The following is a 21,813-nucleotide window of genomic DNA, read 5'->3' as shown; positions in this document are numbered from 1 at the left end:
CTGTCTCTCAGACCCCAAAGGACACCTCAACAGTGAGTACAGCTGAACTGAATCAGTCCGTCGTGTGGAACACCGCCGACAAGTACCTGCGCTCCATCGTAGAACCCGAGGACTACGGTGACTACATCCTGCCGCTGACCGTCCTGCGCCGCTTGGAGTGCATTTTGGCACCCACCAAGGACAAGGTTGTAGACCTTGCCACCAAGCTGCACGAGGAAGGCATGAGTGAGGCCTACCAGGACTGGGAAGTACAGTCACAGTTCGGATTGTCCTTCTACAACACCTCGCGGCTGGACTTGACTCGCATCGCGGAAACCGACGACCACGTATTCGACTCCCTCATGGATTACGTCGGGGCATTCTCACAGAGCGTGCGCGATATTTGGGACGCGTTCGACTTCGCAGTCAAAATGCGCACCCTCGACCAAGCTGGCCGTCTGTGGCCGGTGGTCAAGCATTTCTCCACCATCGACATGTCTGTGGAGGCACTACCAGACGCACAGATGGGTGACCTGTTCGAGCACGTCATGTACCGCGCCTTTAACACCAAGGGCAAAGCTGCGGGTGCCTTCTACACCCCACGCGACGCAATTCGTCTCATGGTGGACATCCTCTTTGAATCTGACGACCTAGGCCTAACCTCACCGGGTGCCTCGCGCACCGTCTACGACCCCACCGCGGGCACCGGCGGCATGTTGCTCGTAGCCGAGCGCGCGTTGAAGGAACTCAACCCCAACATTGAGGTCAACCTCGCCGGTCAGGAGCTTATGCCCACCGGCTACGCCATTGGCAAGGCCGACTTGCTCATTCAAGGCGGCGAACCAGACGCGATCCGCCACGGTGACACACTGCTGACAGACCTGTATGAGGGTGAACAGTTCGAGTACATTCTGTCTAACCCGCCGTTTGGTTCTGACTGGTCGGTGCAACAATCATCAGTCAAGGAGCAGGCCAAGGTACCGGGTTCGCGCTTTAGCCACGGCCTGCCTAATAAGGGCGATGGCCAGATGCTGTTCTTATCCCACGTGACTTCCAAGCTCATGCCCGCAGGCAAGAACGGGTCCGGGGGACGTGGTGCAGTGGTATCCAACGGCTCGCCTCTGTTTACGGGTGGCCCTGGATCAGGGCCTGACCAGATCCGCGCGTGGTTGCTAGAAAACGACCTGGTGGACGCGATTATTCAGCTGCCTAACAACATGTTCTACGGCACGGGAATTTCCACCTACATCTGGATTCTGGACACCAACAAGGAAGACCACCGCAAAGGCTTTGTACAGCTCATTGATGCTTCCGCGTGCTGGTCTGTACCGGATAAAGGCCTAGGAGATAAGCGCCGTGAAATGCGCGAGGCTGACCGCGCCAAGGTGCTGGAGGCCTACAGCGCTTTTGCCGATAGCGATATGTCCAAGGTGCTCACCCCAGACGACCTGGGCTTCCGCGATGTAAAGGTGACAAAGCAGGCGCGCCTGGGAGTCCACGTCACCGACGACGCAATTGCTGAGGTACTGGAACAAAAGCAGGCAGTTAACGAACACGCCGACGTGGTACGCGCGGTGGCCGACACTTCTTACAGCGACCTGCCAGATGCACTCAAGGCCGCGGCCAAGGAGCACGGTGTGAAGATGCCCGCCACGCTTATCGACGCCATCTCCAAGGCCATCGCCGTTTCTGACAACGAAGCCGAGCCAGCAGTAGACCGCAAGGGTAACCCAGTTCTCGATCCGTCATTCACCATGACTGAGCGCGTGCCGCTTACCGAAGACATTGACGAGCACATGCAGCGCGAAGTACTCCCCTTCGCACCCGATGTCACCTGGGACGCAGCCAAGGCCGTCACCGGCTACGAGATCCCATTTAAGCGCGTGTTCTACAAACCCGAACCCGTGCGCCCCCTAGCCGAGATCGATGCCGACGTGGCCGAGGTCATGGGCCGTCTCATGGAGAAGTTCGGGCAGGTGAGGAAGTGATGAATGAGGTAAAGCTCGGAGCCATCGCCGATCTAATTTCATCCAATGTAGATAAAAAGTCACGTGATGATGAAACTCCTGTAAGACTCGTCAACTACACCGACGTATATTACGGGTCTGTCCTCAATTCCGATCACGACTTCATGGAAGCCACCGCTTCATCCCAACAAATTGAACGTGTGGGCCTAAGACACGGCGATGTCATCTTCACCAAAGACTCCGAATCTCCCGATGACATTGGAATCCCCGCAATTGCTAATTCTCCAGACGGCGATATGATTTGCGGGTATCACCTTACAATCGCACGTCCCCACCCGGAGTTCGTCTTCTCCAAATATCTCTACTGGTACCTGAATTCTGCTCAAGCAAAACGACACTGGGAACAGACGGCAAACGGAGTAACTCGGTTCTCGATAGGTTTTTCCGCAACATCTGCGCTACCTGTCTACCTACCACCTCTTCCAACACAGCGGGCCATCGCTGACTACCTCGACCGCGAGACCGCAGAGATCGACGGCATGCGTGCCGATTTGGACGAGATGGAGCGGCTGCTGGAGGAGCGACGGGAATCTCTATTTTCGTCAATAGTGGGTAACGAAGACACTGAGGTCAGGGTCGGAGTAACGTCCCTGCTGATCACTGGCTCCACTCCCAAAGGGGGAAGACTCGGCGCAAAAGACAGGCCGGAAAAAGGACTTTTATGGCTCCGCCCAGAAGATTTAGATGAGAAACGTCCTACTAGGGCGATAAAACTCACGCCCGCTGAATCCGAAACCGTAAAAACACTTCCGGCGAATACTCCACTTTTCTGCGGAATCGGTGCGACCGTAGGAAAAACGGGCTTCGCCAACCAAAGGTGTGCCACGAACCAGCAAATCACGGCATTAGTTCCCCAGCACGGCTTTGACGCGCGCTACCTATTCCGTGCTTTGCAAGCAAAACAGAATGAGATTCGGGAAACCGCGCCTTCCAGCACATTGAAGATAGTCAATAACCAGAGGCTAGGTGCACAAAAAATCCCATACGCCTCTTATGCCGAACAACGCCGCATCGCCGACGAGATCGACCGTGAGACCGCCGAGATTGATTCGATGTTGGAGGACATTACGAAGCTGCGGGATTTGCTTGTGGAGCGTCGCGCAGCGGTGATTTCTGCGGCGGTGACCGGCCAGATTGATATTCCTGCTTCACTCGACGACAAGGACGAACCTCATGCCTAAACGTGACATTATGCGCGAAGAGCGCCTGGAAGAAACCATCTGCGAGTCGTTGCAAGCCAGCGGCTGGATCTATGAGCCGGGAATGAAGGACACCGGATGGGACGAACGTCTTGGCCTGTTTCCGGCTGATGTGCTGCACTGGCTTTCCACCCAGTACCCAGAGGACTATGCCAAGGCCGTGCCGCAGGATGCTCCTGAGGCAACGCGGGAGAATGCGCAGCGTTTGCTGCTGGAGTACGTCGCCAAGCGGCTCGAATCCGCAACGCGCAAGGACGCACAAACCGGACGCATCCGTGGTGGTCTGCTCGGTACCCTGCGCGAGGGCTTTAAGTACGCGCAGACCAACGCACGCTCAGCCACCTTTGGCCCCATGGTGGCGTTCCCACCGGCTAATCCGCTCAGTGTGTCTGCTGCCAAGCGAGCACAGGAGAACCGTCTGCGCATTATCCGCCAGGTGCACTTTGATACCACCAGCGGCGAGACACTGGATCTGGTGGCTACGGTCAACGGCATTCCGGTAGCCACGTTTGAGTTGAAGACGGACAACACGCAGTCAGTGGCTCGTGCGATAAAGCAGTACCGCAAGGATCGCGTACCCTCGAAGAATCGCCGCGTACTCCTGCCGGGGCGCGCACTGGTTCACTTCGCAGTGTCGAATGACGAGGTGTACATGACCACCGCGCTGAAAGGCAACGACACGAGGTTCCTGCCGTTTAATCAGGGACATGACGGTGCTGGCGGCAACCCGCCAGTAGCGGGCAAGTCTGCAACCGCCTACTTGTGGGAGAAGGTGCTGCGTCCTAGGCTCCTGCTGCGCATCTTGAGTGATTTCGCAGTATGGGAACCGAATTCCGCGTCCAAGCGCGGCGCGAAAGGTACCTTGATTTTCCCGCGCTTCCACCAGCTGCGCGCGGTGGAAAAAGTCACCACCGATGTCGCCGAGCGTAGCGCTGGCGGGCGCTATCTCATCGAGCACTCCGCTGGCTCGGGCAAGACCAAGACCATTGCGTGGCTTGCGCACCGCCTAATTAGGCAGGTAGCCGATGACGGCACCAAGACCTTTGATTCCGTCATCGTGGTCACCGACCGCACAGCACTCGACACCAACATTCGCCAGGACATGCAGGCACTAGCGGCATCGCGCGGACTGGTGGTCTCGGTCGGTGAAAACTCCGGTGCGAAGTCGCCACAGCTGCGTGAAGCACTGGTAGAGGGCGGTCACATCATCACCTGTACGTTGCAGACATTCCCGTACGTGCTCTCACTGCTAGATGACGACCCAGATATTCAGGGCCGCAACTGGTGCGTAATTGCTGATGAGGCGCACTCTTCACAAACTGGTTCGTCTGCCTCGGCGCTGCGTGAGCTGCTTGCTGAGGTGGAGCTAGAAGAGTCGGAGGACTACACTGCCGACGACCTGCTGGAGCTACGCCAGGAGGCTGTGGCCACCGCGTCCAACATGACTTTTGTAGCGCTCACAGCCACGCCGAAGGGTAAAACCCTGCGCTTGTTCGGTTCACAGACCCCGGACGGACACTGCATCGCCTTCGATACGTACCCGATGGGTCAGGCCATTGCCGAGGGCTTCATCATGGACGTGCTTACCAACTACTCCACCTACACCATGTGGGCGGAAGTACGCGACGAGTTGGGACGAACCGAAGAGGTAGATCAGTCCGAAGCAGTCTCCGACATGGTGCGTTTTGTCCGCCTGCACCCGACCTCCATTGCACAAAAAGTTGAGGTCGTTGTAGAGCACTACCGCCGCAACGTGGCCCACCACCTCGACGGCCAGGCACGTGCCATGGTGGTGACCTCCTCGCGCAAGGCAGCAGTGCACTGGGCGCGTGAGATGAACCGCTACATCAACGAAAAAGGCTACGAGTTTCACTCGCTCGTGGCGTTCTCCGACGCGGTGCGTATGGAGGACGAACCAGAGCCGGTCACCGAAGTCAGCATGAACGGCGAATCCGATGTAGAGCGCGCCTTCAAAGACGACGATCTGGACTACCGCGTGCTCATTGTGGCCAACAAGTTCCAGACCGGATTTAACGAGCCGCGACTGTGCGCGATGTATGTGGACAAGCACCTCTCCGGTGTCGCAACGGTGCAAACTCTATCTCGCCTGAACCGAATTTATCCGAATAAGCCCGCCCCGATGGTGGTCGATTTCGTCAATGATCCCGAACTCATTGAGGCTGAGTTCAAGCGCTACTACCAAGGCGCGGTCATTGACACCGACATTGACCCCAATTCCCTGCACACGCTGGCAGACGAGTTGGACACTGCTGGCTACTATGACCTAGACGAGATGAATAAGGTTGCCGAAGCCTACATGGCAGGCGAGGACTCAGAAAATCTGCGCGGTGCGGCCAATACGATTCTTGACCGCTGGCGCTCAGACCGAAACTCCACCGATAAGGACACCCGCGAGCGCGCCAAGGATTTCAGGGCACACGTACTCAAGTATCGGCACGCCTACGAGTTCCTCTCCCAGATCATTGCCTACGCAGATGCTGACGTGTCACGCCGCGCCATGCTGTGTAGCGTGCTGGAGCCGAACCTGCACATCACCGAGCTAGACGACGATGAAGACTTCCTGACAGGTGTCACCCTGGCCGGTGTCGCCATTGCCCAGAGCGGCGTAGAGGAAGACTATAGCGTGAGGGACAGTGAACTAGAACCGTTGAATGTTCCTGAGTTCACGGTTCGTCTTGGTGAGCCGAAAACCCCACTACGCGCGGCTTTTGACGAAGCCGTTGAAAAAGTCAACGACATCTTCTCCATGGCAGGTGTAGATGTCAACAGTGATGAAACCGCGCAGATGATTGTTGCTGCCTGGGGAACATTGTCCTCCAGTCCAGTAGCGGTGCGGCTGGGCAAAGAGAACAACCGCGAGCAACTCAAACGCTCGCGCAAGTTCCAGCAGGAAGCCACCAGCGCCATCTTCGACGGCATCGAACAACGCAAACAGCGCGACGCGCTGCTTACCACCGACCGCGACGTGCTACGCAACGTGATTTCCACCTTGGCTGAAATCATGGCCGCGGCGAATGAGACTGGCGAGTTGGAGTAGGACAGAGGACGAACCTCCTGCCATCACCCCGCCTCCGACACCGACGCGGCCCATCAATCGACGGACCCGGCCACGGAAACTGGCGGAAACCATCGCTGTGGTGCGGATCGTTGCTGGTGGGTGGGTAGTTTCGCAAAAGACTCTCGGCCCGTGCTTCGGCAGGGTCCTTTTTCATACCCACTGCCGCCACCGCCCCATTTTCAGGGCACTTCGCGGCCGAGTTGCCGCAACGGGGCCGCCAGGGCCGGTTAGAATAGCCGTCATTATGCGTACTCGCCGTCACCAGCTGTTGCCCCTGCTGGCTATTGGGATCGTCGGTTGGCTCGTGCGCATGGGGGTTGCCGCCCGCGGCTGGTTCTACTGGGACGACTTCATCCTTATGGCCCAGGCCCCGGAAACAGCGCTGATGGCCCCGCACGACGGGCACCTCATGCCGGCCGCCCGCGGAATCATGCGGCTGGTGGCGGCCGCCGGCGACCTCAATTGGGCCGCCGCGCTATGCGTGCTCGGCCTGCTCAATGCCGCGGCTATCGCTGCGGTGGGATTCCTCGCCCACCACCTGCGGGGCGGCTGGCCGGTGCTGCTGGCCTTCGCCCTGTACTGCCTGTCACCGCTGAACCTACCGGCCACCAGTTGGCTCTCGGCGGCTATCAACCTGCTCCCACTGGAAGCCGCCATGGCCACGGCGACCACCTGCGTGCTCGGTGGCGTCCGCGTGGTTCGAGACCGCAGCAATGACCGTCCGAGGGCGCACGTGGCCGGGTGGGCCGCCGCACTCTGCGTGCTGGTGGGCTGCCTGTTCAGCGAGCGCATGCTGCTGGCCCTGCCCTTCCTCGCTTTCTGCTGGTTCCTCCTGGGGTGCCGGCGCAGCATCTTCCCCTCCCTCGGAGTGGCCGTGATCTGGGCGGGCATCTACGTCCTCGCGGTCGACCTCCCCCGCGCGGAGAGCCTGGGGCTTGCAGGGACCTTAAGGCACGGTTTCCTACAGGGCTTCCTGCCGGCGGCGACCGGCGGGCCCCTGGCGTGGGACAGGTGGCACCCGGGCCCTCCCTTCGCCTCCCCGGTTACCGCCATGGTGGCCGTCGGCGTGATCGTGGCGGCCGCCATCGTGGTACTAAGCGCACGCAACCGCCGCGGACTGGCAGGTCTTCTCACCTGCGGCGCCTACGTGGCCGTCTGTCTACTCGCGGTCAGCCTGGGCCGGGGCGGCCAGGACACGGCCTTCGAGATCGTGCAGACGCTGCGCCACTTCTCCGAGGTCAGCGTGCTGCTGGTTATCGCCACGGCACTCGCCTTCCGCTGCCTGGACTCCGCCACCTGGCCGGGTAGAATCCTTCTCGCCCTGGGCGCGGTGATTGCCGCCTTGAGCATCGCTAGCACTCTCAGCTATTCAGCGTCCTGGGCCGAGCAGCCGGCCCGCGAGTATTTCCGGACCCTTAACGGCCAGCTCGCCGCGCCGGAGACTCCCCAGCTGGACCAGGAAGTCGACACCCAGGTCCTGCTGCCAGTCGCCTACCCTGACAACCGGCTGAGCAAGATTCTGCCGGGCGCAGCAATCGCCGCCTGGACCGAACAACCCGGCATCGTCGGCACCGACGGCCGCATCCTCGCCGCCGACCTCCACCCCGCCCGCAGCACCACCCCGACTGGGGCCGGGGACGCCGGCATGGCACAGTGCGGGCAAGAAGTCGGAGCTGGCCAGGAACAAACCCTGCGCTTGGACGGCCCATTGTTGGAGCGCGAGTGGGTGGTGGAGCTCAACTACCTGGCCGGCGCGGAGGCAACGGCGGGGATCAGCCTAGACGGCGAGCGCACCGAGGTGCCTCTGCGCGCCGGGCTCAACCAAGTCTTCGTTCAGGTCACCGGCGGCGGGACCGAGCTCACCGTCGATCTGCCCGAGGCAGCCTCCCCCATCTGCGTACAGACCAGTCGCGTGGGCACGCTCTGGCCGGCGGGCTAGCACCTAGTGGTGCCGGTGGCGTGCGTTTTCCGGGACATCAAGGCCGATGGACTTCACCACCCCGATGAGCGCCAGGTCCATTATGTGTCTGGAAGAAAAAGGGCTTCTCCTCCAGCGATAGCTGAGCTTCGCCGAGATGCGCGGTGATGCGCAGCGCCTGACGGACAATAGCGGTCTTCGGGAGGGCTGCGACTTCGCAATCCTCCTGAGACATAGCCACAGTCCCTAGCCTAGCGGTTAAATCCACGGGGATACCCGATAGTTGGCCAAAAGGAGCATAGTTAACATTTCGCTTGAGCATGCAAAAACCGCCGTGGCCCCAGTCTGCCACGGCGGTTGAAGAGTTAGACGATTTACTTCTCGTCCTCGCCCTTGTTCTCGTCGTTGCCGGTGCCCAGGCGGTCCTCGACCTTGCCGCGGACATCAGAGATCTGGTCGGACTTGTCCTCGCCCAGCTTGTCCTTGGCGAAGTCCTCAGCCTTGTCCAGGCCCTGAGAGGTGGCTTCCTTGCCCTTGTCAGAGTTCAGTGCGTCCTTAGCCTTGTCCATCAAACCCATTGTCTTTACTCCTAATAGTCTCGAGTATCTTGACTGCTTAAATTTTCACTTATCTGGACCGTTTGACCGGCCGCTACCGACCGTACCGACTTCTTTGCCACTCGCCCACCGCGCGAGCGCAACAATTTGATAACCACCCGCCCTACAGTCGGAACTGTCCCAGCCTAGGGACACCCGCCGCGTAGCCGTACCGAGAGGAACTTACCCCCAAAAGGAGGGGTGAGAATTCTTCTGTTTCCAAAGAGCAAACAGGCCTATTCCCAAGTGTTAGCGTAATCCACAAGGTAGTGGCTCCTACGCTGCTGATGTCGATTGCACCGTTTACCTCCCCTACAAGGAGATCGTTTCATGACCTCTTCTGCCCCGGCCCAGGCATCCGGCCGGACTGTCAACACTAGCTGGGCTTTTTCACTCTTCGGCACCGCCGTGGGAGCGGGCATCCTCTTCCTGCCGATTAACGCAGGCAGCTTCGGCTTCTGGCCGTTGCTGATTGCCACCATCTTGATCGCCCCCATGACCTACCTGTCCCACCGCGCGCTCGCGCGCATCATGTGCGTCTCCCCGCGCCAAGGCGAGGACATCACGGTCGTCGTCACCGACTACTTCGGCCGGAAGGTCGGTTTGGTCATCTCCGTGCTGTATTTCTTCGCGATCTACCCCATCGTGCTGATTTACGGCGTGTCCATTACCAACACGGTGGACTCCTTCATCGTCAACCAGTTCAACGGGCCGCACATTAACCGCACGTTACTGTCCTTCCTTCTCATCGGCGCGATGACCCTGGTCTTCGCCTTCTCCGAGAAGCTGATGCTGTACTTGACCCAGTTCATCGTCTACCCACTCATCCTGTGCCTGGCGGGCGTGTCCATCTACCTCATCCCGCAGTGGGACCTGCAGAGCTTCATGGAGGTCGACTCCGGCAACTCACTGGCGCTCATCGGCGGCATCATCATGATTTTGCCAGTGCTGGTCTTTTCCTTTAACCACTCCCCGGCCATTTCCCAGTTCTCCCTGGCCATGCAGCGCCAGTGGGGCATCAAGTCGCACGAGAACGCCTCCAAGGTCCTGCTCGCCACCGCCCTGATGCTGACCGTGTTCACCATGTTCTTCGTCTGGTCCTGCACCCTGGCCCTGGGCGCGGACGGTCTGCAGGAGGCCCGCGAACAAAACATCCCGGTCCTGTCCTACTTGGCGAATATCTCCGGCGTTCCGGTGCTGGCCTACCTCTCCCCGGTCATCGCCATCCTGGCTATCATCTCTTCCTACTTCGGCCACGTGCTGGGTACCACCGAGGGCGCGCGCTACATCCTCAAGAAGGTCTCTCCTTCCCTGGCCGAGCGCACCACGCACCAGCAGATCACCAACATCGCCTACGCGCTCATCTTCATCACCACGTGGATTGCCGCCATCCTGAACCCGGACATCCTGGGGCTTATCGAGAGCATCGGCGGCCCGTTCATCGCGGCCATCCTCTACCTGATGCCCATCTGGGCCATCTACCGCATCGATGCCCTCAAGGGCTTCCGCGGCCGCTGGACCAACTGGCTCGTGGTGGTTCTCGGCGTCATCACCATCTCCGCTGCGGTCTGGGGCCTGTTCAACTAAACGCTCCCCACGTGGCACGCCGCGCTAAGGGCGCGGCTCCTACGCCTGGCGGCTAGGTATCGCGGGTGCCCTCGGGGCGGCCCGGAATCCCGAAGAAGTCGAGGACCTTGTCGGTGGCAAAGCCCTTGCCTACCGTGGCGTCTTTGTCGTAGGCGCCGCCGGGCCAGACGTGCTTGCCACCGCCAATCCGGATGTGCTGGAGCGGTTCCTCGCAGCCGCTCCAGGTCTGCAGCAGGGCCGAGTTGGCCAGGCGCTCGGTCCGGATGCGGGAGCTGCAGCGGTTGCGCTCCTCGTCGTGGGCTAGAACATCGACCACCGAGTTGTAGCGGGTACCGTGCCGCTTGCCGCCGTAGTACTTGACCACCGGATCGTTGGTCCCGTGCAGGTCCAGGCGGCCGACGGGTTGATCGGCGCAGTTGTTGTGGATCGCCTCATAATAGGCGGCCGAGATACTGGCGATGGACCTGAACGTCCCGGGCATCTGGCAGGCCAGGTAGGCCACGAAACCGCCGCCGTTGGACATGCCGGTCGCGTAGATGCGCTCGTCGTCGATGGTGTAGGTGGCGCGCACGGTGTCGAGGATGTCCTCGACGAAGGCGATGTCCTCGGAGCCCTTGGTGTCGGCATAAGGGGCCGGCGCCCACGCGCCGTTTTTGCCCTGCGGGTAGACGGAAATGGCTTCCGCGTGCCGGAAGGCGGTGTACTTGAAATTGTTCCAGCTGGTTTCCTTCCAGCCGTGGAAGGACATCAACAGCGGCCACTTCTTGGCCGGATCATAGTCTTCCGGCACCGCGAGCACGTAGGTGCGCCCCGAGGGCAGGTTGATCTCGGTGAAGCTGCCGGGCTCTGGCCCGTCCAGCGGGGCCGAGCGCGGGATGCCCAAATCGGTACGCTCCCTAGAGCTCGGAGCCGTCGCGTCCCTTTCGGGGGTGCCCTGGGAGGAGCACCCGGCCATTAAGGCCGCGGTCGCCGTGACTGCCGCTACTGCGCGGAGGATGGGTTTCACTGCGCTTTATCCCGGCCTTTCTTCCATGCGGCCCATAGGCGGGCGTACTGCCCACCGCGGGCGACTAGTTGCGTGTGGTTGCCCCGTTCGATAATCCGCCCGCTGTGCATGACGAGAATCTCGTCGGCATCGTAGGCCTGATCAAGGCGGTGGGCGACGACAAGGGCGGAGCGGGATTGGGTGACCGCCTGGGCCGCGTCGGTGAGCACCGCCGCGCCCGAGGTTCCGGCCTCCGCGGTTGCCTCATCCATGATAACCACCTTTGGATCCAACAAAAAGATCCTAGCTAGGGCGAGTTGCTGCGCGGCGACCGGGTCCAGTTGTTGACCCCGGGCGCCAACCTCCGTGTCGAGTCCGTCCCGGAGCTCGGGGAAGCCCACGTGGTCGAGCGCGGCCTGCATCTGGGCGTCAGTGGCCGCCGGAGCCGCCAGCGCGAGGTCCTCTCGCAGCGTGCCGGAGAAGACGTGGACCTCCTGGGAGATCAGCGCCAGGCGGGCGACGCGCTCGCGGTCCGAAAGGGCGGAGACCTCTACCCCATCGACGGTGACGTGCCCCGCGTCCGGCACGCGCAGGCCGGCCACCAACGCGGCCACCGTCGTCTTGCCCGCGCCGGAGGCGCCCACCAGGGCGATCTTCTGGCCCGGCTGCACGCGCAGGTTGACCTCTTCGACCGCCCAGCCGTCGCCGTAGCCGAAGCTGACGCCTTCCATCTCAACCTCGCCGCGACTGGTGGGCGCGCCCGCGGCCCTGACGGGCCGCGGCGGGTCGATGACCACGCCCACGATGCGAGCCAGGGAGGCGTAGCCGGACTGGACGGTGTCCAGGATGCGCATGAGACCCAGCAGCGGTCCGCGCAGGCGGATCAGCAGGAGCATGGCGGCCGTGACCGCGCCGACGCTCAGCCCGGCCGACTGCGTGGCCAGGTAACCGGCGATGAGCCCGGCAGACAGCATGACGAGCTCGACGAGGGTCATCCAGAACTGCAGGGTGATCATGGTGCGCCGGGCGCTGTAGCCGCGCTCGACGACCTGCCAGGAGGCCTGACCGACCTTTTGGTGCATCTCGTCTTCTAGGCGAAAGGCCCGCACGGTCGCGTTGCCGCGGATGACTTCCAGGACGCGGCGGGCGCGGGTAGCCATGGACTCGCGTTCGGCCACGTAACGACCGGGCGCGACCTTGAGGTAGGCCCGCGCGGCGAAAAAGTACAGCGGGGCGGCGCAGGCGACGACCAGGAGGAACTGCCAGTCCAGGGTCACCAGGGCGATGGCGGTGGCGACGATGGAAAAGGCGGAGTTACTGACCACCGGCGCGGTCTCCGTGACGGCAGCAGATAGCTCAGCAACGTCGTCGGTAGAACGCGAGACCAGGTCCCCCGTGCCGGCGTCCTCGACCCGGTGGGTGGGCAGGCCGACGGCCGTGGAGACCATCTGCAGGCGCAGCTGCGCGATGATCTTCTCCGTGACCCGGGAGATGAGGTAGAAACCCAACGCCGCCAGGATCGCCGCGGCCGCAGCCGCGCCCAGCAGCTGGGCTGTCAGGCCGACCAGGTGTTGCGGCTCGCCCGCGATAACGACGTCGACGATCCGTCCCAACCAGATCGGGATTAAGATGTTGGAGGCCGCGCCGGCGCTTAAGACCACCAGCGCCAGGACCAACCGCCAGCCCGCCCCGGGGATAGCCTTCACGTTGTCGGCAACGCAGCGGCGCACCTGCGGCCACGTGGCGTTCGGGAACCGCATTAGGCGCGCACCTCCTGGGTCAGCCAGGCTGGCGAGGAGGTGTAGACCACCGTCGGCTTGTCCGCGCGGGTGGCAGCGATGCGTTCCACGATGGTGGCCTCGGTGACCGAGTCCACCGCAGACGTCGGCTCGATGAGCACGAGGACTTCCGGGTCCGCCGCGATGGCGCGGGCCAGTGCCACGCGCTGGCGCTGGCCGCCGGACAGGTGCCCGCCGTTCTCGCCCACCTCGCGGTCGTTGCCCCCGGGGATCTCCTCCGCCGCGGCCACCCACAGCGCCCGGGCGGCGGATTCGGCGTCTGCGGAAACATTGCTGCCCACGGTCCCATCGAAGATATCGGCCTGGTGCGGGGCCACCAGGTAGCGCTCCCGCGGCAGTCGCGCCAGGTAGTCCGGGACCTCGCCGGTCTCCACGTGGATGCCCGGCCGCAGGGCCGGCAGCTCGGCGGTGTCATCGGCCGCGAATTCCGGCGGCTGGTTCAGCAGATCGACGATCCGGGCCCCGCTGGCCTGGGCGGCCGCCCAGCGCGAGGCGATATTGCGGCCCAGCATGGTCATCGGGGTGATGATGAACTGGGTCAGTCCGATGATCGTGATGAGCTCGCCCACGCTGAGGTGCCCCTGCAGCGCCAGCCAACCCGCCACGCAGCCGACGACGATCACATACAGGCTGCCGATGCCGGTGGTCACCGCGTTCAGTCGCGCCCGGGCAGCGTTGGCAAAGATAGTCTTGTCGTAAGCGTTATCGGAGGCCTCCGCGTAGCGGCGCCGTACCGGATCGACCGCGCCGATGCCCTTGATGATGCGCAGCCCTTCCACGACGTCGGTGGCCGTGGCGGCCGCCTGGGCCAGGGCGGCCTGGCGCACGCTGGAGCGCTTACGCAGCGGGCGCGCCGCCGTCAGAGAGCACCAGACGATGATGGGTCCGCCCAGCAGGACGGCCAGGCCCAGCGGCAGGTAGATAAACTCCACCATGACGGCCACGTAGACGATGGAGACGACCTCGGCGACGGGAAAAACCGTCATGAACACGGCGTTCGCCACGCGCTGGGTATCGGTGGAGGCGATGGACAGCAGTTCGCCGGCAGTGCGGCGCCGCCCGCCGATGCCCCGTGGATGGGTGATCCGGTCCGTGACCGCCATGCGCAGCTGGTGGGCGATGAGCAACATCGCCCAGTTAAACAGGCCCCGGGAGAACCAGCTCGCCGCGGCGTTGACGGCGAAGAGCCCGATAAGCACCGCTACCCACAGCACCAGCGAGCGCAAGGAGCTGCTGGCTATCGCGTCGTCCACGGCTTTGCCGACGACCACCGGGGTAAGCCCGTTGCACACGAAGGTCACTGCCATGAGCACCGCGGCCGGGATCGTCCGCTGCTTCTGCGAGAAGACAGTTTTCAGCAGCCAACGCTTGTCGCCGGGTGCTGGAAGACTTGACATAGGGATCCATCCTATAAGGGAACATGAGAAACAGGTAAGTTTATTAGCGATGTCTACACAGCCTGACCCGCGCAATTTCCCGTCCTACCGCCCGCCCTCGGAAAAGGAGGGCCCCGAGTTCCGCGGGGCCGCCCACCGCACGGCCACGGCCCGGGCGTTCGGGCACGGCGCCGGCACCTACCACGACGTGCGCCCGTCCTATCCGGCACAGGTCGCGAAGCTACTGGCCGACCACGCCACCGTGGTCGATATCGGGGCAGGCACCGGAAAGCTCACGGAACAGCTGGCCGCGGTCCCCGGCGTCGAGCGCGTCTGGGCCGTCGATCCTTCCGCCGACATGGCGCGGTTGCTCAATAAGCACCTCGCCGTTCCTACGTGGCGCGCCAAGGCCGAGGCCACTGCCCTGCCGGAGGCAAGCGTGGACGCCGTCGCGGCGGCGCAGACCTGGCACTGGGTGGACGCGCCGGCGGCCTGCGCGGAATTCGACCGGATCGTCCGGCCCGGCGGTCACGTGTTGCTGGTGTGGAACACCCTGGACGTCACCGACGATCCGTGGCTGCTGCGACTCGCCCGCATTATGCACAGCGGCGACGTCCAGAAGCCGGGATTTCTACCGGCCCTGGCCGAGCCCTGGGGCATCGAGCGCGAGCTGCGCACGACGTTTATTCAGGAGCTCTTTCCGCCGCAGCTACACCAGCTCATGCACACCCGGGCCTACTGGCTGCGCAATGGGGAAAAGATCCACCAGCGGATGACGCACAACCTCAACTGGTACCTGCGGGAGCACACCGGGTTGCGCGACGAGGACGCGGTGCAGCTGCGCTACCGCACCGACGCCTTCCTACTGCGTCGCGCCTAGCGCTTCTTGCGGCGCTCGCGCACGCGCACTGCAATCCGGACCGGGGTGCCGTGGAAGCCGAATCGCTCGCGGAACTTCCGCTCCAGGTAGCGGCGGTAGCCGGCATCCAGGAAGCCGGTGGTAAATAGCACGATGGTCGGCGGCTGGGTCGAGGCTTGGGTGGCGAATAGCACGCGCGGCAGGCGGTTGTTCTTCATCGGCGGCGGGTTGGCCGCGATCGCCTCGCGCAACCAGTTGTTCAGCTGGCCGGTGGTCACGCGCTGGTCCCAGCTTTCCAGAGCCTCGATCATGGCCGGCTCCAGCTTCTGGAGCGCGCGCCCGGTCTCCGCGGAGATGTTGATGCGGGTGACCCACGGCAGGTGCGCCAGCTGCTGGTCGATTTCCCGATCTAGGTAGTAGCGGCGGTCTTCGTCCATCAAATCCCACTTGTTGAAGGCGATGACCAGGGCCTTACCGGCCTCGAGGACCATGTTGAGCACGCGCTGGTCCTGCTCGGAAATCTCCTCCGAGGCATCGATCAGCATGACGCAGACCTCGGCCGCGTCGATGATGCCGCGGGTACGCAGGGAGGCGTAGTACTCGTGTCCCTGGGCGTTTTTGACCTTCTTGCGCAGGCCGGCGGTATCGATAAACCGCCACAGCTGCTGATCCAGCTGGACTAGGGAGTCGACCGGGTCCACGGTGGTGCCCGCGACGTTGTCGACGACCGCGCGGTTCTCGCCGGTGAACTTGTTCAGCAGCGAGGACTTGCCGACGTTCGGCTTGCCCACCAGCGCCACGCGGCGAGGGCCGGCCGTGATCGAGTGGGAGCGCGGGGACTCCGGGAATAGCCGCAGGACCTCGTCGAGGACGTCCGCGCCGCCCCGGCCGTGCTGGGCGGAGACCGGCCACGGATCGCCCAGCCCCAGGCCGTAGAACTCCGCGACGTCGGCGTACTGGTTGTCCGAGTCGAATTTGTTGGCCACCAGGATGACCGGGACCTGCGACTTCTGCAGGCGCCGCGCCATGACCGAGTCGGTCTCCGTGATGCCGACCTTGGTGTCGACCACGAAGACGATGACGTCGGCGGTTTCCATGGCGACCTCCGCCTGGCGGGCGATGGCCGCGTGGATACCCTTCACATTGGGATCCCAGCCGCCCGTGTCCTGGACGAGGAAGCGCTGGCCGTTCCAGTCGCCGATATAGGACACGCGGTCGCGGGTCACGCCCGGGTGGTCTTCGACCACGGCCTCGCGGCGACCCAAGAAGCGGTTGACCAGGGAGGACTTGCCCACGTTCGGGCGGCCGACAATCGCCACGGTGCACAGGGCCTCCGCGTCGTACTGCTGTCCGCCCATCCCGTAGGAGGCCTCGATCTCGGCCCACTCTTCTTCCGTCAGCGGGGTCTCCGGTTCCTCGTCCTCGCCGTAGTCAGCGTCGCCGAACTCGGAGTCATCGAATTCGTAGTCGAACTCCTCGGCGTCAAAATCGGCCGCCGCCCAGCCCCCGTGGGGATCGCGCTCGAGGCCGTCCTCGGCCGGCTGCGCGTCCGGGGTCTGCCCGTGCGGGTAGAAAAACTCGGTTTCGTTGTCGTTGGGGTTATGAGTCATGGCGGGACTCCTCTACTAGCTGCACTAAACGCTGCACTACCTCGGGGAGGGTGAGCTCGGAGGTATCAATGACGGCGGCGTCGTCGGCCGGGCGCAAAGGCGAGGTCGCCCGCGAGGAATCCGCGGCGTCGCGGCGCTCGACGTCGGCCAGCACCGCGTCGAAGTTGGAATCGCGGCCGGCGGCGAGGTTTTGGTCGTGGCGCCGCTGGGCGCGGACCTGCGCACTGGCGGTCAGGTAGGCCTTCGCCGGGGCGTCCGCCAGCACGACGGTGCCGATGTCGCGGCCTTCCACGATTGCCCGGTGGGCCTGGTGGGCCAGCTTGCGCTGCAGGGCTACCAGGTTGTCGCGGACCTCGGGGATGGCGGAGACGGCCGAGACGTTGCGGGTGACCTCGTCGCCGCGGATCTCGCCGGAGACGTCCTCGCCGCCCAGGAAAACGGCGGTAGTGTCCGGGTCGTCGGAGACCTCCAGCGGGAGATCCTTCGTGGCCTCGATGACCGCGGGGGCATCGGCCGGGTCCACGCCGCCGCGCAGGACCGCCAGGGTCGCCACGCGGTACATGGCGCCGGTGTCGACGTACTTGGCCGCAAGCCGCTTGGCCAGCTCGCGGCAGGTGCTGGACTTGCCGGTGCCGGACGGGCCGTCTACGGCCAGCAGCAGGCCGTCGTTGGGCATATTGCTTAACATCTACATCCCCACTTCGTTGTACAGGCTGGTCAGTTCGCTATCGTTGAGGGCGCGCATCTTGCCCGGCTTGAGCTCGCCCAGCTGCACCGTGTGAATCTTGGTGCGGACCAGGCGCTGGACCGGGTAGCCGGCGGCCTTGAGCATGCGGCGCACGATGTGCTTGCGGCCCTCGTGCAGCTCGAGGCGGATCAGGGAATAGCCCTGGTTTTTGTCCACGACCTGAACGAAGTCGGCCTTGGCGATCCCGTCGTCGAGTTCGATACCTTCCTTGAGCGCGCGCACCAGCTTCTTATCGCCCTCGCCGAGCACCGTGGCGAGGTAGGTCTTGCGCACCTCGTACTTGGGGTGCATCAGGCGGTTAGCCAGCTCTCCGTCGTTGGTGAGCAGGAGCAGGCCCTCGGTGTCCGCATCGAGGCGGCCGACGTGGAAAAGCCGCTGGCCGGCGGCCACACGCTCGGAGATCAGATCGCCCACGCAGGGACGGCCCATCTCGTCGGCCATGGTGGAATGTACCCCGCGCGGCTTGTTGAGCACGAAGTATTCCATGTCCTCGTTGACGTTGACGCGGGTGCCATCCACGCGGATGATGTCCACGTTCGGGTTGACGCGCACGCCCTGGCGGGTAATCTTTTTGCCGTTGACTTCGACGCGACCCTTCTCAATAAGGACCTCCGCGTGGCGGCGCGAGGCTACCCCGGCCTTGGCGAGGACCTTCTGGAGGCGCTCGCCCTGCTGGGCGGGCGCTGCGGAATCCGCGGAGTCTTCGTCGGCATACAGCCAGTCGGCCCCCAGTTCTTCGGCTACCGACTGTGCGGTCGCGGCGCGGTCTTTCTTAGATACGTGCTGGTGGCGTGCCGGTTTCGCGTTTGAGACGATGATCTCGTCGACGCGCTCCTTCTTGTCCGGTGTGCCATCGCGGCGAGCGGGTGGATTCACAGGTGCATCCTTTTCGAAATATGCAGTTGATTAGGTACCCCGCCATGCTACCCCAGCGCCCGCAGACCACGCTAAACGCCGCGAACAGGCCGCGAGCCTAATACTCTTCGTCGATGGCGTCGACGTCGGGCAGCAGCGGGGCTAGGTCGGGCAGGCGAGAAAGAGAGTCGATGCCCAACAGCTCCAAGAAGAGCTCGGTGGTCTCGTAGCGGTGGGCGGAACCCTCGAAGTCCTCCTCCGGTAGCTCCCGGATGAGCCCGCGTAGGGTGAGCGTACGCATCACGCCGTCGACGTTCACGCCGCGCACGCCGGCGACTTGGGCGCGGGTAACCGGCTGGCGGTAAGCCACAACGGCCAGGGTCTCCAGCGCGGCGCGGGACAGCTTGGACTGGGCGCCTTCGAGTACAAAGCGCTCCACCACCGCGGCGTTGGCGGGTCGGGTGTACAGCCGCCAGCCTTCGGCAGTCTCCCGCACGTCAATGCCGGAACCGCGCGCGTCGTATTCCTGCGCCAGCTCCCGCAGCAAGTCGCTGACCACCGTAGTCTCCTCGCCTAGCGCCGCGGCCAGCTGTTCTACCGGCGCGGGCGCGTCCAGCACCAACAAGATCGATTCCAGGTGCGAGCGCTGCTGGGAAATCATCGGCAAATCCATGTGCCACAGTCTAGACCCATGGTGCGCCGCAGGTGCGCGGGCCGAAATTGTATCTAACCTTTACCCAATCACACTTGACACTTCGTGTGACATGCATAACATGGTGTCATGGATACGATCACACGAACTGACCGCCTGCTCCTAATCCCGCTGTCGACGGCCAACGTGGAAGAAGCCTACAAGGTCTACGGCGACAGCCGCATCTGGACCCACCGCCCGAACGCGCGCCACATGGACATCCGCACCACCCGCGCGCTGACCGAAGTAGCCAGCAACTCCTGGTCCGAGCACCAGCTCGGCCCGTGGAGCGCCTATTTCCGCGACCGCCCCAGCGAGTTCTTGGGCGTCGGCGGCGCCGAATACGTCGACGGCGCCGGTGGCTTCTGGGACATCAAGTACCGCCTCCTGCCGGAGCATTGGGGCCAGGGCATCGCGACGGAGCTGACTAAGCAAGCTATCGACTCCGCCCGCCGGGTCAACCCGGATGCGCCAATCACCATCCGCGTGACTACCAACCACCCGGCCTCCTCGCGCATCGCCGAGAAATTCGGGTTGGAGAAGATGTGGGAGGGCCGCCGTGTCGGTACCGAGGACAACCCGGACGAGCCGGACGTGCGCGTCTACGCTGACCGCCATCTGTCTGCCGAGGTGCTCGAGTTCATTCAGCAGCGCCCTTAATACCGCCCCTAATACCCCGCTGTTGTTGCCGCCTAGTCCCAGTTGGCCGCGGCAACCACGGCGGGGTCTACGTCTAGCCCGGTCCAGCTCACCGAGAGCGGACCGAGTGACTCCGGTTGCTCGGTGTCGACGGCCTTGGCCTTATACAGCTCGAGCAGCGCCAGGAACCGGCCGACCACCTGCATGGATACCGTGCAGTCCCGGGTGAGGGACGAAAAACTCATCCACCGGGCCTGGCCGAGCAACTTGAGCGTGTCCATGATCTTGCCGGCCTGCTCTGGGACGGACACGGCCACCTGGTGCACGTGCCCGATGCCCACTTCCTCCGGCGGCTTCGGCCGGAAAACGCCGGCGGCCAGCTCCGCAAAGCTAGCCGGGCTGTGGCCGAGCCGAACCGGGGGCAACAGATCCGCGAAACGCTCTTCCATGCTGACCGCCCGCGGGTAGCGCCGCTGCGCGTGGCGCTGCCACTCCGCGAACTGGTCCGCGACCTGCTTGTAGGCCTTGTACTGCAAAAGGCGCGCGAAAAGCAGATCCCGGGATTCGAGGAGCTCTAGGTCTTCCAAGTCATCGACCTCCCCACGCGGGAGCAGGCGCGCGGCCTTGAGATCCAACAGCGTGGCGGCGACGACGAGGAATTCCGTGGTCTCGTCTAAGTCGGCGTCCACCCCAAGGGCGCGGGTGTATTCGACGAATTCGTCGGTCACCTCAGACAGCGCGAGGTCGGTGACCTCCATCTTTTTGGACTGGATGAGCTGCAAGAGCAGGTCAAAGGGGCCCTCGAAGTTATCCAGCGCGATCCGGAAGCCGGTGATTTCGGGCTGAACCGGCTCCCCCGCCGGCGCCTCGGCTACCGCGGCTTCGTTCTTAGCCACGCGACGGGCTGGTGCGCTCAATGACCTCGAGCGCCAAGTTGTGGTACTGCGAGGCCGCCTGCGAGCTCGGCGCCCAGGTGGTGATCGGCTCGCCGGCCACGGAGGTCTCCGGGAAGCGGACGGTGCGCGTGATGACCGTATCGAAGACCTTGTCGCCGAAGTACTCGACCACCCGCGACATGACCTCACGGGCGTGCTTGGTGCGGCGGTCGAACATGGTCACCAGGATGCCCAGGATCTCCAGGTCGAAGTTAATGCGGTCGGAAACCTTCTCCACGGTGTCCGTCAGCAGGGCCAGTCCGCGCAGGGAGAAGAACTCGCACTCCATCGGGATGATGACACCTTGGGAGCAGGCCAGAGCGTTGACGGTCAGCAGGCCCAGCGAGGGCTGGCAGTCGATGATGATGAAATCATAGTCGCGGCGGACCGGGCGCAGCGCCCGGGCCAAGGTGTGCTCGCGGCCGACCTCGTTGACCAACTGGATCTCCGCCGCGGACAGGTCGATGTTCGCGGGCACCAGGTCCAGGCCGTCGACGGCCGTGTGCTTGATGGCGGAGTGAATGGAGATCTGGCTGTCCAGCATCACGTCGTAGATCGTGTCTTCAATCTCGTCGTGGGTAAGCCCCAGCCCCGCCGAGAGCGCGCCCTGTGGGTCTAGGTCCACGAGGAGCACACGGCGGCCGAGCTCCGCGAGGCACGCCCCCATGTTGATGGTCGAGGTGGTCTTGCCGACCCCGCCCTTCTGGTTGCACATGGAGATGATGGTCGCGGGCCCATGGGATTCAAGGGGTGCGGGCTCGGGCAGCTCACGAACCGGCCGGCCCGTCAAGCCCACTTCGACCTTAGAGGCATCGAACAGACCATCGTCGCTCACAGTCACACCTGCTTCCTTGACTAGCTAGCGCGCCACGCAACGCCGGTACCGCAACTAGCAATTACACGCTTGTAATTAACACATTACCCTTAGACC

At 63.5% G+C, this 21,813-nt stretch carries 17 protein-coding genes; 7 read left to right on the top strand and 10 right to left on the bottom strand.

The annotated features are described in order from the left end of the window. The first annotated feature begins 32 nt into the window (after positions 1-32). The 4 genes from CCONF_RS05870 (at position 33) to CCONF_RS05855 (ending at position 8,223) form a co-directional block, all read left to right on the top strand. The gene (locus CCONF_RS05870) at positions 33-1,967 is read left to right on the top strand and encodes a type I restriction-modification system subunit M (RefSeq protein ID WP_290221692.1); all 1,935 of its coding nucleotides are present in this window, start codon (positions 33-35) and stop codon (positions 1,965-1,967) included. Then, positions 1,967-3,187, top strand: coding sequence for a restriction endonuclease subunit S (locus CCONF_RS05865; protein WP_290221690.1), 1,221 nt, complete (start codon positions 1,967-1,969; stop codon positions 3,185-3,187). Before CCONF_RS05870 ends, CCONF_RS05865 begins: the two co-directional genes overlap by 1 nt. Beyond that, positions 3,180-6,263: a type I restriction endonuclease subunit R gene (locus tag CCONF_RS05860; protein WP_290221688.1), complete on the top strand. Its 3,084-nt coding sequence runs from the start codon at positions 3,180-3,182 to the stop codon at positions 6,261-6,263. The genes CCONF_RS05865 and CCONF_RS05860 overlap by 8 nt, the downstream gene beginning before the upstream one ends. Positions 6,264-6,528: 265 nt before the next feature. Beyond that, the gene (locus CCONF_RS05855; RefSeq protein WP_290221685.1) at positions 6,529-8,223 is read left to right on the top strand and encodes a hypothetical protein; all 1,695 of its coding nucleotides are present in this window, start codon (positions 6,529-6,531) and stop codon (positions 8,221-8,223) included. A gap of 353 nt (positions 8,224-8,576) precedes the next feature. Here the strand turns inward: CCONF_RS05855 and CCONF_RS05850 are convergent, their stop codons facing one another. After that, positions 8,577-8,780: an antitoxin gene (locus CCONF_RS05850; RefSeq protein ID WP_070768093.1), complete on the bottom strand. Its 204-nt coding sequence runs from the start codon at positions 8,778-8,780 to the stop codon at positions 8,577-8,579. A gap of 348 nt (positions 8,781-9,128) precedes the next feature. Between CCONF_RS05850 and CCONF_RS05845 the strand changes: the two genes are divergently transcribed. Continuing rightward, on the top strand, positions 9,129-10,385 hold the full coding sequence (locus tag CCONF_RS05845) for an SLC5/6 family protein (RefSeq protein ID WP_290221679.1): 1,257 nt from the start codon (positions 9,129-9,131) through the stop codon (positions 10,383-10,385). A gap of 52 nt (positions 10,386-10,437) precedes the next feature. On the opposite strand, the gene CCONF_RS05840 is transcribed toward CCONF_RS05845, so the two are convergent. The 3 genes from CCONF_RS05840 to CCONF_RS05830 are packed head-to-tail and all read right to left on the bottom strand — an operon-like array spanning position 10,438 to position 14,566. After that, positions 10,438-11,391, bottom strand: a complete 954-nt coding sequence (locus CCONF_RS05840; protein WP_290221676.1) for a CE1 family esterase — start codon at positions 11,389-11,391, stop codon at positions 10,438-10,440. Next, entirely contained in the window at positions 11,388-13,130 is a 1,743-nt protein-coding gene (locus CCONF_RS05835; RefSeq protein WP_290221674.1) for an ABC transporter ATP-binding protein, read from the bottom strand. The genes CCONF_RS05840 and CCONF_RS05835 overlap by 4 nt, the downstream gene beginning before the upstream one ends. After that, positions 13,130-14,566, bottom strand: coding sequence for an ABC transporter transmembrane domain-containing protein (locus CCONF_RS05830; RefSeq protein ID WP_290221672.1), 1,437 nt, complete (start codon positions 14,564-14,566; stop codon positions 13,130-13,132). The genes CCONF_RS05835 and CCONF_RS05830 overlap by 1 nt, the downstream gene beginning before the upstream one ends. A 49-nt stretch (positions 14,567-14,615) precedes the next feature. Between CCONF_RS05830 and CCONF_RS05825 the strand changes: the two genes are divergently transcribed. Next, positions 14,616-15,425, top strand: coding sequence for a class I SAM-dependent methyltransferase (locus CCONF_RS05825; RefSeq protein ID WP_290221670.1), 810 nt, complete (start codon positions 14,616-14,618; stop codon positions 15,423-15,425). Here the strand turns inward: CCONF_RS05825 and der are convergent. The 4 genes from der to scpB all read right to left on the bottom strand — a co-directional run bounded on the left by der (position 15,422) and on the right by scpB (position 19,290). Then, positions 15,422-17,014 carry a ribosome biogenesis GTPase Der gene (der, locus tag CCONF_RS05820; protein ID WP_290221668.1) on the bottom strand — a complete coding sequence of 531 codons (1,593 nt, stop codon included), beginning with the start codon at positions 17,012-17,014 and terminating at the stop codon, positions 15,422-15,424. The genes CCONF_RS05825 and der overlap by 4 nt on opposite strands. Then, positions 17,004-17,702 carry a (d)CMP kinase gene (gene cmk, locus CCONF_RS05815; RefSeq protein ID WP_290221666.1) on the bottom strand — a complete coding sequence of 233 codons (699 nt, stop codon included), beginning with the start codon at positions 17,700-17,702 and terminating at the stop codon, positions 17,004-17,006. Before cmk ends, der begins: the two co-directional genes overlap by 11 nt. Further along, positions 17,703-18,638 carry a pseudouridine synthase gene (locus CCONF_RS05810; protein WP_290226171.1) on the bottom strand — a complete coding sequence of 312 codons (936 nt, stop codon included), beginning with the start codon at positions 18,636-18,638 and terminating at the stop codon, positions 17,703-17,705. 97 nt (positions 18,639-18,735) lie between these two features. Further along, positions 18,736-19,290 carry an SMC-Scp complex subunit ScpB gene (gene scpB, locus CCONF_RS05805; RefSeq protein WP_290226169.1) on the bottom strand — a complete coding sequence of 185 codons (555 nt, stop codon included), beginning with the start codon at positions 19,288-19,290 and terminating at the stop codon, positions 18,736-18,738. A 108-nt stretch (positions 19,291-19,398) separates the two neighbouring features. Here scpB and CCONF_RS05800 point away from each other — a divergent pair, with 108 nt between their 5' ends. Beyond that, entirely contained in the window at positions 19,399-19,968 is a 570-nt protein-coding gene (locus CCONF_RS05800) for a GNAT family N-acetyltransferase (protein WP_290226167.1), read from the top strand. A 32-nt stretch (positions 19,969-20,000) separates the two neighbouring features. Here the strand turns inward: CCONF_RS05800 and CCONF_RS05795 are convergent, their stop codons facing one another. Together CCONF_RS05795 and CCONF_RS05790 are read right to left on the bottom strand one after the other, a co-directional pair. Further along, positions 20,001-20,843 (bottom strand): segregation and condensation protein A, encoded by an 843-nt coding sequence (locus CCONF_RS05795; protein ID WP_290226163.1) that lies wholly within the window; start codon positions 20,841-20,843, stop codon positions 20,001-20,003. Continuing rightward, positions 20,836-21,723 (bottom strand): ParA family protein, encoded by an 888-nt coding sequence (locus CCONF_RS05790; protein WP_290226161.1) that lies wholly within the window; start codon positions 21,721-21,723, stop codon positions 20,836-20,838. The genes CCONF_RS05795 and CCONF_RS05790 overlap by 8 nt, the downstream gene beginning before the upstream one ends. Between the last annotated feature and the right edge of the window lie 90 nt (positions 21,724-21,813).

The organism is Corynebacterium confusum, from assembly GCF_030408715.1.
In the GTDB taxonomy this organism is placed as follows: domain Bacteria; phylum Actinomycetota; class Actinomycetes; order Mycobacteriales; family Mycobacteriaceae; genus Corynebacterium; species Corynebacterium confusum.
This window is presented reverse-complemented; position numbering and strand designations above follow the sequence as displayed.